This is a genomic window from Asticcacaulis sp. (genome assembly GCF_027484505.1).
In the GTDB taxonomy this organism is placed as follows: domain Bacteria; phylum Pseudomonadota; class Alphaproteobacteria; order Caulobacterales; family Caulobacteraceae; genus Asticcacaulis.
On sequence record NZ_JAIXSV010000256.1, the window covers coordinates 68,566 to 83,072 of the forward strand.

The 14,507-nt window shown below is 59.8% G+C and carries 19 protein-coding genes; 5 read left to right on the forward strand and 14 right to left on the reverse strand.

From position 1 onward, the window contains the following. Window positions 1-57: 57 nt before the first annotated feature. Window positions 58-1,719, reverse strand: coding sequence for a DUF5597 domain-containing protein (locus Q0072_RS15205; protein ID WP_298331722.1), 1,662 nt, complete (start codon window positions 1,717-1,719; stop codon window positions 58-60). A gap of 479 nt (window positions 1,720-2,198) precedes the next feature. Between Q0072_RS15205 and Q0072_RS15210 the strand changes: the two genes are divergently transcribed. Then, entirely contained in the window at window positions 2,199-2,906 is a 708-nt protein-coding gene (locus tag Q0072_RS15210; RefSeq protein WP_298331724.1) for a FadR/GntR family transcriptional regulator, read from the forward strand. 131 nt (window positions 2,907-3,037) lie between these two features. Here Q0072_RS15210 and cckA read toward each other — a convergent pair whose 3' ends face one another. From cckA to flgB, 9 genes are all read right to left on the reverse strand, one after another. Then, window positions 3,038-5,191, reverse strand: a complete 2,154-nt coding sequence (gene cckA, locus Q0072_RS15215; RefSeq protein WP_298331726.1) for a cell cycle histidine kinase CckA — start codon at window positions 5,189-5,191, stop codon at window positions 3,038-3,040. Between the two features lie 69 nt (window positions 5,192-5,260). Continuing rightward, window positions 5,261-6,328: a flagellar biosynthesis protein FlhB gene (flhB, locus tag Q0072_RS15220; RefSeq protein ID WP_298331728.1), complete on the reverse strand. Its 1,068-nt coding sequence runs from the start codon at window positions 6,326-6,328 to the stop codon at window positions 5,261-5,263. Continuing rightward, window positions 6,329-7,135, reverse strand: coding sequence for a flagellar biosynthetic protein FliR (gene fliR, locus Q0072_RS15225; protein WP_298331730.1), 807 nt, complete (start codon window positions 7,133-7,135; stop codon window positions 6,329-6,331). Between the two features lie 42 nt (window positions 7,136-7,177). After that, entirely contained in the window at window positions 7,178-7,441 is a 264-nt protein-coding gene (gene fliQ / locus Q0072_RS15230; RefSeq protein ID WP_107870319.1) for a flagellar biosynthesis protein FliQ, read from the reverse strand. A 102-nt stretch (window positions 7,442-7,543) separates the two neighbouring features. Further along, the gene (locus Q0072_RS15235) at window positions 7,544-7,942 is read right to left on the reverse strand and encodes a helix-turn-helix transcriptional regulator (protein WP_298331740.1); all 399 of its coding nucleotides are present in this window, start codon (window positions 7,940-7,942) and stop codon (window positions 7,544-7,546) included. Between the two features lie 12 nt (window positions 7,943-7,954). Continuing rightward, on the reverse strand, window positions 7,955-8,197 hold the full coding sequence (locus Q0072_RS15240) for a type II toxin-antitoxin system RelE/ParE family toxin (protein ID WP_298331742.1): 243 nt from the start codon (window positions 8,195-8,197) through the stop codon (window positions 7,955-7,957). 166 nt (window positions 8,198-8,363) lie between these two features. Next, on the reverse strand, window positions 8,364-8,672 hold the full coding sequence (locus Q0072_RS15245; protein WP_298331745.1) for a flagellar hook-basal body complex protein FliE: 309 nt from the start codon (window positions 8,670-8,672) through the stop codon (window positions 8,364-8,366). A gap of 11 nt (window positions 8,673-8,683) precedes the next feature. Beyond that, window positions 8,684-9,106: a flagellar basal body rod protein FlgC gene (flgC, locus tag Q0072_RS15250; RefSeq protein ID WP_298331748.1), complete on the reverse strand. Its 423-nt coding sequence runs from the start codon at window positions 9,104-9,106 to the stop codon at window positions 8,684-8,686. A gap of 13 nt (window positions 9,107-9,119) precedes the next feature. After that, complete coding sequence (gene flgB / locus Q0072_RS15255) at window positions 9,120-9,533, reverse strand: flagellar basal body rod protein FlgB (protein WP_298331751.1); 414 nt, start codon at window positions 9,531-9,533, stop codon at window positions 9,120-9,122. A gap of 137 nt (window positions 9,534-9,670) precedes the next feature. Between flgB and Q0072_RS15260 the strand changes: the two genes are divergently transcribed. The 4 genes from Q0072_RS15260 (at window position 9,671) to Q0072_RS15275 (ending at window position 11,769) form a co-directional block, all read left to right on the forward strand. Then, the gene (locus Q0072_RS15260) at window positions 9,671-9,991 is read left to right on the forward strand and encodes a flagellar biosynthetic protein FliO (protein WP_298331754.1); all 321 of its coding nucleotides are present in this window, start codon (window positions 9,671-9,673) and stop codon (window positions 9,989-9,991) included. Next, entirely contained in the window at window positions 9,991-10,797 is an 807-nt protein-coding gene (gene fliP / locus Q0072_RS15265) for a flagellar type III secretion system pore protein FliP (RefSeq protein WP_298331757.1), read from the forward strand. Before Q0072_RS15260 ends, fliP begins: the two co-directional genes overlap by 1 nt. Next, the gene (locus Q0072_RS15270; protein WP_298331760.1) at window positions 10,798-11,130 is read left to right on the forward strand and encodes a hypothetical protein; all 333 of its coding nucleotides are present in this window, start codon (window positions 10,798-10,800) and stop codon (window positions 11,128-11,130) included. Between the two features lie 237 nt (window positions 11,131-11,367). After that, entirely contained in the window at window positions 11,368-11,769 is a 402-nt protein-coding gene (locus Q0072_RS15275; RefSeq protein WP_298331763.1) for an argininosuccinate lyase, read from the forward strand. 52 nt (window positions 11,770-11,821) lie between these two features. Here Q0072_RS15275 and Q0072_RS15280 read toward each other — a convergent pair whose 3' ends face one another. Genes Q0072_RS15280 through Q0072_RS15295 form a run of 4 tightly spaced genes read right to left on the reverse strand, consistent with a single transcriptional unit; the run spans window position 11,822 to window position 14,369 of the window. Next, entirely contained in the window at window positions 11,822-12,106 is a 285-nt protein-coding gene (locus tag Q0072_RS15280) for a type II toxin-antitoxin system RelE/ParE family toxin (protein ID WP_298331765.1), read from the reverse strand. Continuing rightward, window positions 12,106-12,366: a type II toxin-antitoxin system ParD family antitoxin gene (locus Q0072_RS15285; protein ID WP_298331769.1), complete on the reverse strand. Its 261-nt coding sequence runs from the start codon at window positions 12,364-12,366 to the stop codon at window positions 12,106-12,108. Before Q0072_RS15285 ends, Q0072_RS15280 begins: the two co-directional genes overlap by 1 nt. Before the next feature lie 51 nt (window positions 12,367-12,417). Beyond that, window positions 12,418-13,401, reverse strand: coding sequence for a nucleoside hydrolase (locus Q0072_RS15290; protein ID WP_298331771.1), 984 nt, complete (start codon window positions 13,399-13,401; stop codon window positions 12,418-12,420). Window positions 13,402-13,451: 50 nt separating this feature from the next. Beyond that, window positions 13,452-14,369, reverse strand: coding sequence for a hypothetical protein (locus tag Q0072_RS15295; protein WP_298331774.1), 918 nt, complete (start codon window positions 14,367-14,369; stop codon window positions 13,452-13,454). Window positions 14,370-14,507: the final 138 nt, after the last annotated feature.

Below are 14,507 nucleotides of genomic sequence, written 5' to 3' on the forward strand. Positions count from 1 at the left end.
CTGTGCGTCCCCCAAACCCCGGTCCTCTCTCTGTGTGAACGAGAGAGGGATTGATTATCAATAGGTTGCCAGCTTGACCTTGAGCACCGCCGGCTGGCCGGTCAGGTTCAGGCCATAGTCGGTCTGATCGCCATTCCACACGAAATCGACGACCCACTGGCCGTTTTCAAAGTGCCCCTGTTCGACCGAACGGAAGATCAGGTTCTTGCCCTTGTTTTTGGAGCCCAGCCCGAAATTCAGCCGGGCGTGGACGCCGGTGACCAGAAACTCATCTTCGGACAGCTGCGCTACGACCACGCCGCCATTGGGCTTTTCACGCCCCGGCACCGGATCGATCTTGCCCAGCCACGTCCATTCGGTCAGGCCGAACTGCCACTCACCATAGAGCACGTCGAGCTTCCACTTACCGCCAAGGTCGATGGATTGCGGTCTGCGGTCATCGGCCTCAGAGACACCCCAGACGGGGTTTTCATAGGCGATCTTCGCCCAGTCGCGCATCATCGGCGCAAACAGGGCGTACTTTTCCCGAAACGGTTTCAGGCCCTCCGGTGAGATGTCCTTGCCGCCCAGCGGGTAGTTGGTATAGCCCGTATAGTCGATGCCGAAGGGCGCAAAGCCGATGCCGCCGCGTCCGAAAACGCTGAAAATATAGCGGGCAAATTCGGTATCCGAACCGGTTTCCGGCACAAACAGGGGGTTCTCGAACTTCGAATAAAGGCTCAGCGCCGCCTCGTAATTGGCCGAGTCGCGCTTATAGATATCGGGCGCGATAATATCGATGGCCGGGGCCGCCGCCTGATAGATGTCGATGACATTGTGGGTCGGCCCGCCCGACGAATAGGTCTCCGGCCCCACCTCGATCAGCGGCTCACGCAGCGCCGCATTGACGTACATGGGCAGGTCATAGACCGCCCGACCGGCGGCCGCGATCTCATTGATATAGCTGGCGATATGCCAGGCGTGGAAATATTCGTCAGCATGCTTGCCGAACACCTCGCCCCAGGTCCCGCCCTTGCTGATCCCCTTCTTTTTGAGCAGCGCCGGCGGCACCTGCCCTTTGAAGACCTTTTCGGCCTTGGGCGAATAGTCGCGCACGCTGCCATAGGTGCCGGACTCGTTCTGCGGCTGGATCATGATGACCGTATGCTGGTCGCCGTCGATCTTCTTCAGATGCGTCATCAGGGCGACAAAGGCCTTCTTGTCGGCCTCCAGCGTCGTGCGCTCCATCGGCGACAGGCAATAGGACATCGTCCCGTCTTTTTTGGTGATCCGCGGGAAGCGTTTGTTATCGAGCTTCACCCAGTCCGGCGTATAGTTGGGCGAGGTGTTTTTCCACGTCCCGAACCACAACAGCACCAGACGCATATTGTTCTGACGCGCCTGCTTCACCAACTCATCGACGTAAGAGAAGTCGAACTGGCCTTCCTTCGGCTCGATCTGCTCCCAGGCGACCGGAATTTCCAGCGTGTTGGCCTGAATATCCTTCAGCGCCGGCCACACCTTTGACAACTGCGCCACATAGTTGGACGAATTATTGGCCTGCGCCCCCAGAATGAGGTACGGCGCGCCATCGACCATCAGCGCCGCCTTGCCGTTCTTCTTGACCACCTGCGGCAGCGGCTTGTTTTGCGCCAGCGCCTGCGTGACGGGCACAAGGCACATGGCGGCACCGAACACGGCGACAGACATCAACAAACGGCGCGATACTCTTAGACCCATGCACGGCTCCCCTGACTGACCGATGCGACGCACCGGCGCTTATGACGGACACACGGTCCGCGTCTGAACTTCGCTTGAGGGATTAAACAGCCGCCCGCCTTTTTTAGACGGTGCGTCTGCACCGCACTGTTCCCTCGCAACCGACACCGCTCCTGAAAAGGCGGCATTTTTTATTATACAATTGTCTTAATCATCCTCGCTTTAGGGCGCAAGGTCAAAAATGATAACGCTATCATTTTCAATCGTTTTCACATCGACTTGTCGTGTGGATGATCGTCCCTGAGGTCTTATTTGTCATTTAAGCTGGACAAGCGGCGGAAATATCGGTGATTACTCATCTTATAACAAGACTCAGACATGCCTACAGGCAGCTTAGAGCGTACTTCGTTCTGATAGAATCGAAACGACGCTCTAAATTTTTGGTTTAACGCGCTTTTTTGCCCGAAAAGTGCGTCACACGTTTCGGAAAGCGCTCTAATATGCGTACGCAGCACGGCGTCAGCCTCACCTATGGACTTCTGGAAACCCTCGGCCAATCGATTGTTTCCGGCCATTACGACGGCCGCGGTTTTCCGACCGAGGCTGAACTGTGCCAGCAGTTTTCGGCCAGCCGCACCGTCGCGCGTGAGGCGGTGAAGATGCTGACGGCCAAGGGCCTCCTGAGCGCCCGCCCGCGTCAGGGCACCAAGGTCGAACCGGTCAGCCGCTGGAACCTGCTCGATCCGGATGTCACCCGCTGGCTGATGGAACGCCCCTTCTCCAACACCATCTACCGCGAATTTACCGAGGTGCGTCTGGCCATTGAACCCGTGGCCGCCGCCCTGGCCGCCCAGAATGCCGACCGTAAGGACATCAAGGCCATCCGCGACGGCCTGAACGGGATGCGCGACAATACCGCCGACCACGACCAGGCGCTTCAGGCCGATATCGAATTCCACGTCGCCATTCTGCGCGCGTCGGGCAACCCCTTCTTCTGGCAGTTGCGTGAACTGATCAATACCGCCCTGCGCCTGTCGATCAGCGTCACCAACAAGATTTCCGGCCACACCGCTTCGATCCCGGCGCACGAAGCCGTGCTGATTGCCATTGAAAAAGGCGACGCCGACGGCGCGCTGCACACCATGCGCGCCATCCTGCTGGAATCGCTGGAACTGATTAAAACCTACGATCCGGCGGTGGGCGAATAGGCAGGGGCACGGCCCATGCACCCGTTAGTGGGCGCATGTGAGTAGGCCCGCCTTTTTCTTACACCTCCCCGCACGGTGTGCAGGGAGGTGTAAAACAGAAGGGCGTTTCATGGGTCTTATCAGCGCCAAACTCACGCCGCCAGTTGCGCCTTGACCCGTTCGGCCAGAGTCTTGATATCCAGCGGCTTGGGCAGGAAGGACACGCCCACCTCGTCTTCCAGAAGGTCCGAGAACTCGGCTTCGGCATAGCCCGAAATGAACATCACCGGCACATTGCCAAGGAAGGGTCGCGCCTTTTTGAGCATGGACGGCCCGTCCAGACCCGGCATGATGACGTCGGAAATCAGCAGGTCGAACTTGTCACCGCTCTGGATGATGTCGAGCGCCTCTTCACCGTCCGAGGCCTCGGTGACCTCATAACCGCGCTGACGCAGCAAACGGGCGGCGATGCCGCGCACGATCTCTTCGTCCTCGACAAACAGGATTCGTCCGGCACCCGACATGTCCTTCGGCGTGACCTTGGGCGGAGACGCTGGCGCCGCTTCGACCTTCGGCGTGTCGGGCTTAGCCACGTGCACCTTGATCGGTAGGAAGATTTTGAAGGTCGCCCCGTGCCCCTCAGCAGGGGCCACCACCGAGGTGATGGCGATATGGCCATCGGCCTGATTGACAATACCATAGACGGTGGCCAGCCCCAGTCCCGTCCCCTCACCCAGCGGCTTGGTGGTGAAAAACGGCTCGAAGACCTTAGTCATGATCTCCGGCGGGATGCCGGGACCATTGTCCGACACCTCGATCAGCGCCGCGCCCTGCGCCGGGGCGTCGGCCCAGCCCTGCGCCACGGCTTCGGATTGAGTCAGCGCCGCCGAACGGATTTTAACGCGCCCGCCGCCGGAGGCGTGCACCGCATCGCGCGCATTGACGACAAGGTTCATCACTGCCATCTCCATCTGGCCCTTGTCGGCGTGGATGTCGGGCAGGTCACGGCCATATTCGGTTTCGAGCTTCACATCCTCGCGCATCAGACGGCGCAGAAGCACCTCGGATTCGGAGATCAACTCACCCAGATTGAGCGTGACGCGCTTGACCGTCTGCTTGCGCGAAAAGGCCAGCAGCTTGCGCACCAGATCCTCGGCGCGCGTCGAAATCTGACGGATTTCGTTCAGCCCACCATAGGAGGGATCACCCAGCGGGTGATTGTGCAAAAGGTCTTCGACGCGCAGCTTGAGGCCGGTCAAAAGGTTGTTGAGATCGTGCGCCACGCCGCCGGCGAACTGCCCGATGGCCTGCATCTTCTGCACCTGCGCCAGAGACTGCTCCAGTTGCTTTTGTTCGCTGATGTCGAACAGGTAAAGCATAAAGCCGCCCGGCGTATGGGCCAGACGCACCTGTAGCGGCAGGTCCTTGTTCGACAGCAGCTTGACCTCAAAGGCGGTCTTTTTGGCGTCGAGCTTGGCCTGCGCCTCTTCGCGCGAGGCGGCGTCGATCAGGTCGCCCCATACCCTGCCCGTCAAATCCGCCGCTGAGCCGCCCATGAGGCGCGTAAACACCGGATTGACGCGGGTAATTTTCGCCGTCAGCAGGGTGTCGCCTTCCAGCAAGGCCTGACCAAAGGGCGCATCCGACCCGTCAAAGGCCGGGGCCACAGAGGGTTGCGCCACAACGGCTTCCGCCTCTTCCGCAGCGTCCATGCTCTCGGCAACCGGCAGTTCATGGTTAAGCAAAAGCCCCGTGCCCAGCACGCCCTGCGAGGCGGCACGCACCAGCACGCGCTCATCGCCCAGACGCGACAGCAGCATTTCAAAATCAAAGCTGCCCAGCCGCACCAGAGCGCGGCTATGGCCCTGCGCACGGGCTTCGCGCATGGCGACGAACAGGGCAGCGCTCCCCTCTCCGGCCGGCAGACGCTTTTCATTGCCACCCGCATCGCGCCAGGCGGGGTTGGTGGCGCTCAGGCGGCCGTCAAAACTGGCGATCGCCGCCGGTTCGGCCAGCGCTTCGACCAGAGCGGTGACGCCCGGCCCTTGTGCTCCCGTGTCATCGTCTTGGCCAAAGGCGAACAGCGCCACCGACACCACCGCCCCCATCACGATCACAAGGATGGTCAGTACCACGCCCACCGGCAGTTCCCCCGCAATGAACCAGAAGGCGGCGCAGGCGCAAACCACGATGATCCCCACCACCGTCAGGGCGAGAGGCGAGGCAAAGTCGCGCAACCGCTCCGGCAGGTTTTTGGGCGCGGCATTGGGCGTATGAGCCGATGTTTGGGCGGGCGACGAAGACAAGGCGAAAACCTCTCACCAAAACGAATCGCCAGAGTTTAACCTAATTTGCGAATCCTGCCCGGATTTCACTCAGAATCCTCGCCGCTTGCGCACCATGACGAAGGAGATGATCTTGGCCACGGCCTGAAAATGCGTTTCCGGGATGATCTCATCGACGTCAATCGCCGCATAAAGGGCCCGCGCCAGCGGCGGGTCTTCGACAATGGCGATATCGTGTTCGCCCGCCACTTCGCGGATTTTCAGGGCCAGCGTATCCACCCCTTTGGCCACGCACAGCGGCGCGGGCGTTTCCTCATCATAGCGCAAGGCCACGGCGTTGTGGGTCGGGTTGGTGATCACCACCGTCGCCTTGGGGACATTGGCCATCATGCGCTGACGCGACTTTTCCATGCGGATCTGCTTCAGGCGGCCCTTGACGTGCGGGTCGCCTTCGGTCTGCTTGTATTCGTCCTTGACCTCGGTCTTGGTCATCTTCATGCGTTGCGAAAATCGGAACTTCTGGATGAAGTAGTCCGCCCCGCCTTCCAGCAGCATGAACAGGCACACCGCCACGGCCAGCGAGAAAAACACCTCCTTGGCATAGGGCAGCACCATCAGCGGCGACGCGCCGGCCAGACCCGCCACATCGACCGCCCGCCCCTTAAGGATCATCCAGGTAATCACACCCACGGCGATCAGCTTGATCACCGTCTTGGCGAACTGGATCAGGGCATCAACACCAAACAGGCGCTTGAAACCCGCCATGGGGTTGAGCTTGGAAAAGTCGGGCTTGAGCTTTTCGGTGCTGAACATCAGGCCGGTCTGGGCCAGACTGCCTATGGCACCGGCAGTACCCGCCACCAGCAGGATCAGGGCAATGATGGGCAGGACCTGCCCCATCAGGTGGTTGGCGATGGTCAGCCCGCCATCCCCCATCAGCGAGTCGCGCAACAGGTGCGGCGCGGCCACAAATACCCGCAACGTCTCGGTCAGCGACAGGGCGATCTTGTCGCCATAGAGCATGACCAGCGCGCACGCCGCGATCAGCGACAGGGCCTGAGGGACGTCGGCGGATTTGGCGACGTCGCCCTTTTTTCGCGCCTCTTCGAGTTTTCGGGCCGAGGCCTCTTCTGTCTTGTCTTCGCCCTCGTCGGCCACCTAAACACCTCTTACGAAGAGGCGCAGGAATTCCTCATAGTGCTGAAGGAAGACCAGACCGGTACCGCCCAGACTGAGGGCAAAGATGGCCAGCCCCAGCAGAACGCTGATCGGGGTGACCGCGAAGAAGATAGGAAAGGCCGGCATGATGCGGCCGATAAAACCGGCCGCGACATTGATAATCAGACCGAAGACCAGAATGGGCGTCGTCATCTGGATAGCCAGCATGAAGGTATCGCCCACCGTGCGGATCATCAGCTGCGTCGCGTCGCCGACCATGACCGGGCGCATCGGCGGAAACACCCAGTAGGAGTCGCGCATCCCCGCGATAAACAGGTGGTGCAGATTGGTGGCATAGATCAGAACCAGCCCCAGCATGGCCAGAAAGGTGCCGATCGAGGTTGAGGGCTGGGCCTGCGCCGGATTGGCGGTCTGGGCAAAGGACAGGGTGGTTTGCAGCGACACCACCTCCCCCGCAATGGCCAGTGCCCCCAGAAAGGTGCGCATCAGCATCCCCAGCATCAGGCCAATCACCGCCTCATGGATGATCAGCCCGGCCATGGCCCCCAGTTTCGGCGGCAGGGCGGGCATTTGCGACTGCACCACCGGCACCAGCATCAGGGTGAAGACAAAGGCAAAGGACAGTCGCATGCGCGGCGGTACGGCCTGATCCCCCAGCCCCGGAATAAGAATAGCGACCGAGCCCACGCGCACAAAGATCAGCATGGCGGTAAACACCACCTGCGACGTACCGAAGAAGGAGGTGACTTCGGTCGGAAAATCCGGAGCGGGCGTAACGGGGATCATAACGGCCACCTATGACGCGATTCTTGCCGCTCAGACAGCGCGTCAGATGCCCGCGATCTTGGTGGCGATTTCCTTCATGAAACCGGACAAAAGCGCCCCCATCAGCGGCAAGACCAGCAGCAGGGTCACGAAGACGGCGATGATCTTGGGGGCGTAGATCAGGGTCTGTTCCTGAATCTGGGTCAGGGCCTGAAACAGGCCGATCACCACACCGACGATAAGACCAACGATCAGAACCGGGGCACAGAGCTGAATGGTCAGCCAGATGGCGTCACGGCCAACGCTGAGAACTTCTGTACCGGTCATGGAAAATCGCCCTACACTTAAGCCACGGACCCCACCGATCCGCTGGGCAGATTTTGCCGGTAGCGTGGTTAATTTGCCGTTAACGCCGCGTTGTTTTCGGGATCACTCCCCCGCCACAACGTCCAGCGGGCAACCCAGAGCCCTGGCCAAGGCCTTCAGCGTATCGACACTGCCGCGGCGTTTACCCGCCTCAATGGCGGATATCTCCGGCGCGGCCACACCGCTCCTCTCAGACAAAGCCTTTTGCGTCAGCCCCCGGTGCTCACGCACCACGCGAACCGGCGATTCACCGGCACGTATGCGCGCCCATTCGGCCTTGGTCATGGCAATATATTCACCGCGCGCCTTGGTGGCCAGATGCTCCGCCCAAACCTTTGCGGCCCAAGCCTCTTCCGCCGCCTCCTCGACCGCTTCGGCATATCGGCTAAGGGCTTCGTATTCAGCCAGAGGCACCAGAACAAAGGTCTCATCCTTGATATTTATTAGGGGATGATCGGTCATGTCCTGTCTCTCCTACTGATATATGTCTCGCCGGTGACCAAGGTCGATAACATCCAGAACCTGCAAGTCTTCGGTGAATAGCACGCGGTAATCACCCACCCTGAGACGCAACAGGGGAAGCCCCTTCATCGCCTTGATATCCCCATGCCCGGTCAAGGCATAGGTCTCCAGACGATCTTCGATGCGCGCCCGGTCACGAGCATTGATACGCTCCAGCGCTCTTTCCGCGGCGGGTTCGTAGATGATCGCCTTCATCAAAATAGCATTCCGTTACTACCGTCGCAAGAAAATAGCAATTTGCTATTTCAACATAACATCTCGACGGTCCGCTTGGAAATCGTCAGCCTTGAGACCAACAGCCGGGGCAAACGACACCCACGCACGCGTCGGCCCGGACAGTGAAGGCCCAGACCTTGAAGGCTCAGATCGGCATTCTCAGAATTTCCTGATAGGCGCTGATCACCTGATCGCGGATGGCGATGACGCTTTCCAGAGACGCCTCAGCGGTGGCCACGGCGGTCACGGCGTCGATCAGTTCGGCCTTGCCCTGCGAATGCGCGATCATTTGCGACTCGGCATTCTGGGTCGATTTCATCGTCTGTTCCATGGCCCCGTTCAGGACCTTGGAAAAGGCGGCACCCACATCCTGCGTGCGCGAGCCCTCTTCGTGCAGGCCGGAGACCTGCTTCTGAACGGCCCCGTAGGCCTTGGCGACGAGCATGGGGTTCATTTATCGAGCCTCTAACGCTTAAGCAGATCGAGCGTCTTCTGCTCCATAGAGCGAGTCGTCTCGATCACATTGAGATTCGCCTCATAGGCCCGCTGCGCATCGCGCATATCCATACTTTGGACCAGACTTTCGACGTTCGGTCGTTTGACATAGCCGCGCGCATCCGCTGCCGGGTGGCTGGGGTCGTACTCCTCCGGGAACGGTTTAGAGTCAGGACGCACCGAGGCTAGTTTCACCCCCATGGCTCCATCGATCTTGGTGGCTTCAAACACCGGAATCTTGCCGCGGTATGGGTCGGCCCCCGGCGTCTGACCGGTCGAGTCGGCATTGGCGATGTTTTCAGCGATAATCCGCATCCGCGCCTGCTGCGCTCGGAGCGCGCTGGCGGCGACCGAAAGGGTGGGATGGGTGTCGGTGGTCTTGTTAATCGGCATCTGAACCTACCCTTTACTTGCCCGGGGCCTTGGTGGCCATGCGGATCAGGCCCAGCGATTTCTGATAGAAACCGAGCGCCGCCTCATACTGCATCCGGCTTTCGGCCATTTTGAGCATCTGTTCTTCCAGCACGACCGAATTGCCGTCCATGGTCGTTTCGGAATCGGGCGAAACGACCGCCTTTGGCGCAAAGCTTCCGCCGCCTTCGACATTCATATGCCCGGCATTGGTCACGCTGAGGCCCAGCCCCGTCTGTTCCTGCTGCCCTTTGAGGACGGAGGCAAAATCAAGCGCCTTAAGGTCGCGCGGCTTGAAACCCGGCGTCGAGGCATTGGCCACGTTCTGCGCCACCAGCTTCTGGCGCTGACCCAGCCAGGTCATCTTTTCTTTCAGCGCCCCAAGGAGGCCGATATTTTCCGTGCTCATGCGCGATGCCTTACCTGTCCGCTGCGACTCAGCCTATGCAGAGCGGCAGGCAAAATATGCCTCCTTGTTGGTTAATGAGGCTTTAAGACCTTGTGCCGCATATCGGGGCGGTGGTCGCGTATGGAGGGGTTGGCCCGATGGATGTCTTTTTAAGTCTGTTGCGGGCGGCCTTTGCGCTGGCCATCGTTCTGGGGCTGGTGCTGGGCCTCGCCTATGCCCTGCGCCGGTATGCGCCGCAACTGCTGGCGCGTTTTCAGGGGGAGCGCGGGGAACGCCGCCTGAGCGTCGTCGAAACCCTTGTCCTCGATCCGGCGCGGCGTCTGGTGATCGTGCGCGTCGATGATGAGGAGCGCCTACTGCTGCTGGGCGAAGGTCAAGAACTGATCGAGCCGCGGCAACTGCCGGCACCCAAGCCAAAACCCGCCTCTGCGCCCACCGTCAATCGGCCGGTGCTGTGATGCGAATGCCCGACCTTTTTCGTCAGTTCGGCAAGCCGATGCGCAAACGCGACTATGCCATAACCCTGCTGGGTGGCATTCTGGGTTTTGCCCTCATGATCTTCCCCGGCGATGTGCTGGCGCAGTCGGTCAATCTCGACCTGGGGCAAGGCGGCACGCTGACGGCGCGCGTCGTGCAGATGCTGGGGCTGTTGACCGTCCTGTCGCTGGCACCGTCCATCGTCATCATGACCACTTCGTTCATCCGAATCGTGGTGGTGCTGTCCCTGCTCAGAACGGCGCTCGGCCTGCAACAAAGCCCCCCCAATGCGGTTCTGATCTCGCTGGCCATGTTCCTGTCGGCGGTGGTGATGGCCCCCACCTATCAGGCGGCCTATGATGCCGGTATCCGTCCCCTGATGGATCAGGAGATGGAGATGCCGCAGGCCTTCGATGCGGCCTCCGAACCGGTCAAGACCTTTATGCTGTCTCAGGTCGATGCCGGCGATCTCAACCTGTTTATCCGCCTGTCCAAGGTCGAAAAGCCCAAGGACAATATGGACCTGCCGATCACGGTCATCACCCCGGCCTTCATGATTTCGGAGCTGAAGACGGCGTTTCTGATCGGGTTTCTGCTGTTTATCCCGTTTCTGGTAATCGACCTTGTCGTCGCCTCGGTGCTGATGAGCATGGGGATGATGATGCTGCCGCCGGTAGTGGTGTCGCTGCCGTTCAAGCTGATCTTCTTCGTGCTGGTCGATGGCTGGCGACTGGTGTGCGGCTCATTGGTCGAAAGCTTTACCAAGGCCGGGGGCGCAGGGGGATAGATGAATTTCATCGACGATAAATTCGAGCGACTGGGTCAGGACACCCTTTTTTATCGGCACGGTCGGCATCGTCCGGCCTACCGCCTGAAGGACGAGGCACAAGCCACCACTATCCGCAAAGCCCTGCTGAGCGGCTACGCCCTCATACTCATGCAAATCGTCAGCGTGCCGATACTGGTCTTTATGATCTGGATGGTGTTCCCCCAAAATCCGCCCTGGTGGATATTACTGACGACCTTGCCGGGATTTGGCTTTACCTTCGCGATAATCCGTAACCGCCTCAATGGCCTCCTCAAGGATACGCCCCGGCTGGACACGTCCATTGTTAACTGAACGGAGCCAGACCTCTACGGGGTACGCTTGAAGCGGTGCAGGTCTTGCCCCCACCCCCAGTTCTATGCCAGACAGCGGTTTAGGAAGTTATTGCCTGTCTGAGACGGGCGAACTGTGATAACTATGTTACGACCGCTTCATTAAAAGCCGTTATAAATGGGATTAACCGGATCGCGGTGATTGAACGCTGCGTGACCGTTTTTTACGTTGTGATTGAATTTTATCGGGAGAATTTCAATGTTTTCAAATGTTCAAACGCGCCGCCAGAGCGTTATGTGGCTGATGGCCGCGCTTTCGGCGCTCGTCGTCTATATGCTGGCCACCACCGTGGCTCTGGCTCAGGGCAAGCAGAATTTCACGCTGATCAACCACACCGGCTACACGATTTCCGAGGTCTATGTGTCGCCCAGCAAGTCGGATAGCTGGGACGAGGATGTGATGGAAGACGATGTGCTGCCCAACAACGGCAAGGTGGACATCGCCTTCAGCCGCAAGGAAAAGGCCTGCCTGTGGGATCTCAAGGTCGTCTATGATGACGGCGAGTCGGCGGAATGGGAAAACTTCAACCTGTGCGAAGTTTCCAGCATCGCCATCAGCTATAGCCGCAAGACCGGCGAAACCTGGGCCACCTACGAATAAGACCACCCGCTTGCTATCTTCGACGTGCGTCGGTCTCATCGGCCGACGCCTGTCAGATATCGTCTTCACCGACTTGTCGCGCGCCGTGCAGGATGCGTAGGATACGCACATGATCCGTATTGATGCGGTAATAGATATTATAACGGGCATGAGTGACGCGGCGCACACCTGCCTCTTCATCGAAGAGTAGCCCTGCCGACGGCATATCGCCCAACTTGCGGCAACGGACCTCGATCTCATCTGTAAAGCTCACCGCGCGGCGTGGGTTATCTGCGGCTATGTAACCCGCAATATCCATCAGGTCGCTCAGAGCGCGGGGTGAGAGAATGACCTTCATCAGCCCGCTTTTCGGCTGACGGCATCAATGTGTGCGTGCACCTGAGCGAAGGCGGCGTCCAACTCAACGCCTTCACCTTCCATCCCCTTGGCGATCTCAGCGCGCAGGGCTTCGCGTTGCCGCTGTTTCTCCAACTCGCGGTCTTCCAGCAGACGCAGGCCTTCACGGATCACCTCGCTGACATTATTGTAGCGGCCGGTGGCGATCTGCGCCTTGATGAAGGCTTCGAAGTGCGGGCTAAGGGCAACCGAGGTCGGCATGGCAAGCTCCTATCTATTACTAACTGATAGTAACACCGCCCGCCGCCGCCCTCAAGCGCCGCGCGTCAGTCCCTCGACCAGTTGCCGCTTGAAGCCGGGCAGGTCGGTCCACTGCGTCGCCACGCGGACCGGGCGACCCTTGGCGGGGTCGATCAGGGTCATACCCTCATCCGACACGCTGAGCGGCAGGGTTTCCATCACCAGTTTCGACTCGTCAAAGGCCATCTCGACCGCCACAGCGTCGAACTGCACCGAGCTTTGCTGGCTCAGGTCGAAATCCTTGGCCATCCATGGCGCGTTGGGCAGCCACACCTTGCTGTTTTCGATGCAGGCCACGGCGAAGGGATCACGGCTATGCCACAGCCTTTGCCAGTCGCCCCCATCCAGCGTCACCCGACCACAGGTATCGAGCGGGGTAATCGAACAACTGAGCCAGTCGGCTTCGAAGATCGTGCGCAGCGCCGCCGGATCGACCTTGACGTTATATTCGGCATCGGCCGGCGCAACACCCTTATAGCCGATACGCACCGAGCCAAACATGCCGATAAAGCGCGCCTTTTGCGCCAGTTTCGGCTCACGTCGCAAGGCTTCGGCCAGTTCCGTGGCCGGACCAACACTTATGACCGTCATCGGGTCTGGTGAGGCCATCACCGTGTCGATCATGGCCTGAGCAGCGTCCTTGCGCACCAAGCCGCGATAGGAGGCAAGCTTGTAATCCCCCAGCCATTCGGCCTGCGCGCCTGTCTCCTCGCCCTTCGGACGCCCCATGGCAATGACCACGTCACTGCGCCCGGCCAGCGTCAGCAGTTTGGCCGTCAGGCGGGCCTTGTACTGCGGGCTACCCGCATCGGTCGCCACCAGCTTGAGCGCCAGTTCCGGCCGACGCAGCAGGTAAAGGAGCGCGAAGGTATCATCCACATCGCCGCCAATATCGGTGTGAAAAATCACCGGCACGGGTTTGCGTGGCTTGGCCGCCACGGCCCCCGCCACCGACAGGGCCAGAGACGATAACAGCAGGGTGCGACGGTCGAACATGAAAGGCTCCTTTGCGGTAAGCCTATCGTCCGACCGTCCTCACATCAAGGTCAGAACACTTCGACCGAGCGCGTGCCCTTGTCGCTTAAGGCGCTGTAGGCCGCTGCCGAAGCCCCGTAAATCAGGGCATAGAAGCCGCCCATCAGCAGACTGCTGACGATGGTTTGCGCGAAAAAGATCGGCGTCAGCAGGGCCGTGACCGAGCTCATGTCCGGACGGTTCATCTGCGTAATCGCCTGCACCCACCCCCCGCTGGTCCCAACCACCAGCGCAAAGACCAGGCTATAGACGATGATCATAATGACGATCATCACCAGACCCAGCAGCAGATAACCACCCAGCAGCTTCCAGCCTTGCCCTTCGGTCAGCTTGAAGCTGCCGAAAATATTGATCTTCTTCTCCGCAAAAGACTGTACCGACGCCAGCGACCAGCGGCTGACGACATACAGAAAGGCGACAATGCCGCCAACGACCAGAAGGAAGATCAGTATCCCGGCCACAATCTCGCTGACCTGCCCGATCAGCGAGATAAGGCCAATGGATATGGCCAGCGCGATCCCGAACAGGACGTAAAAGAGCGCCAGCGCCAGAGCCCACAATATCCCGACCAGTATTTGCCGGAACTCATCGCCCCCCAGTTTCAAAGAGGCAAAGCCACCGGCCCCCGGCTGTAACTGGCTGCGGAAGACGGCGCACTGGATGATGGCGGAAGAGATTAGCCCCAGAACACCGGCAATGAGATAGACCGGCACAAGCGCCCCGAGATGACCGAACACCTGCATCGGGTCGGCATCGGGCGCGGTCTGATAGTTTTGCAGCGCCGTCAGCGCCGGTCCAGCCACCGCCACTATAAGCAGCGACGACACCACACTGACCACCAGATAGACCAGACCCCAGACCAGCACGGCCAGCGGGTTCTTCTTGATGATTTCGATGCCCGCAAAGGCAAAATCAACAGATAGCTTCATAACGTCCCCTCCCTTTCAGAGTTTGCAACCCTAGCGCAAAAGACGAGGGACGCAAAGCCCTGCCCTACGCGCAGGCCTAAGAGCATTCGTCATTTCTGTTAAGCTGCCGGATAAATTAAGCCTATGTTTAATAATGAC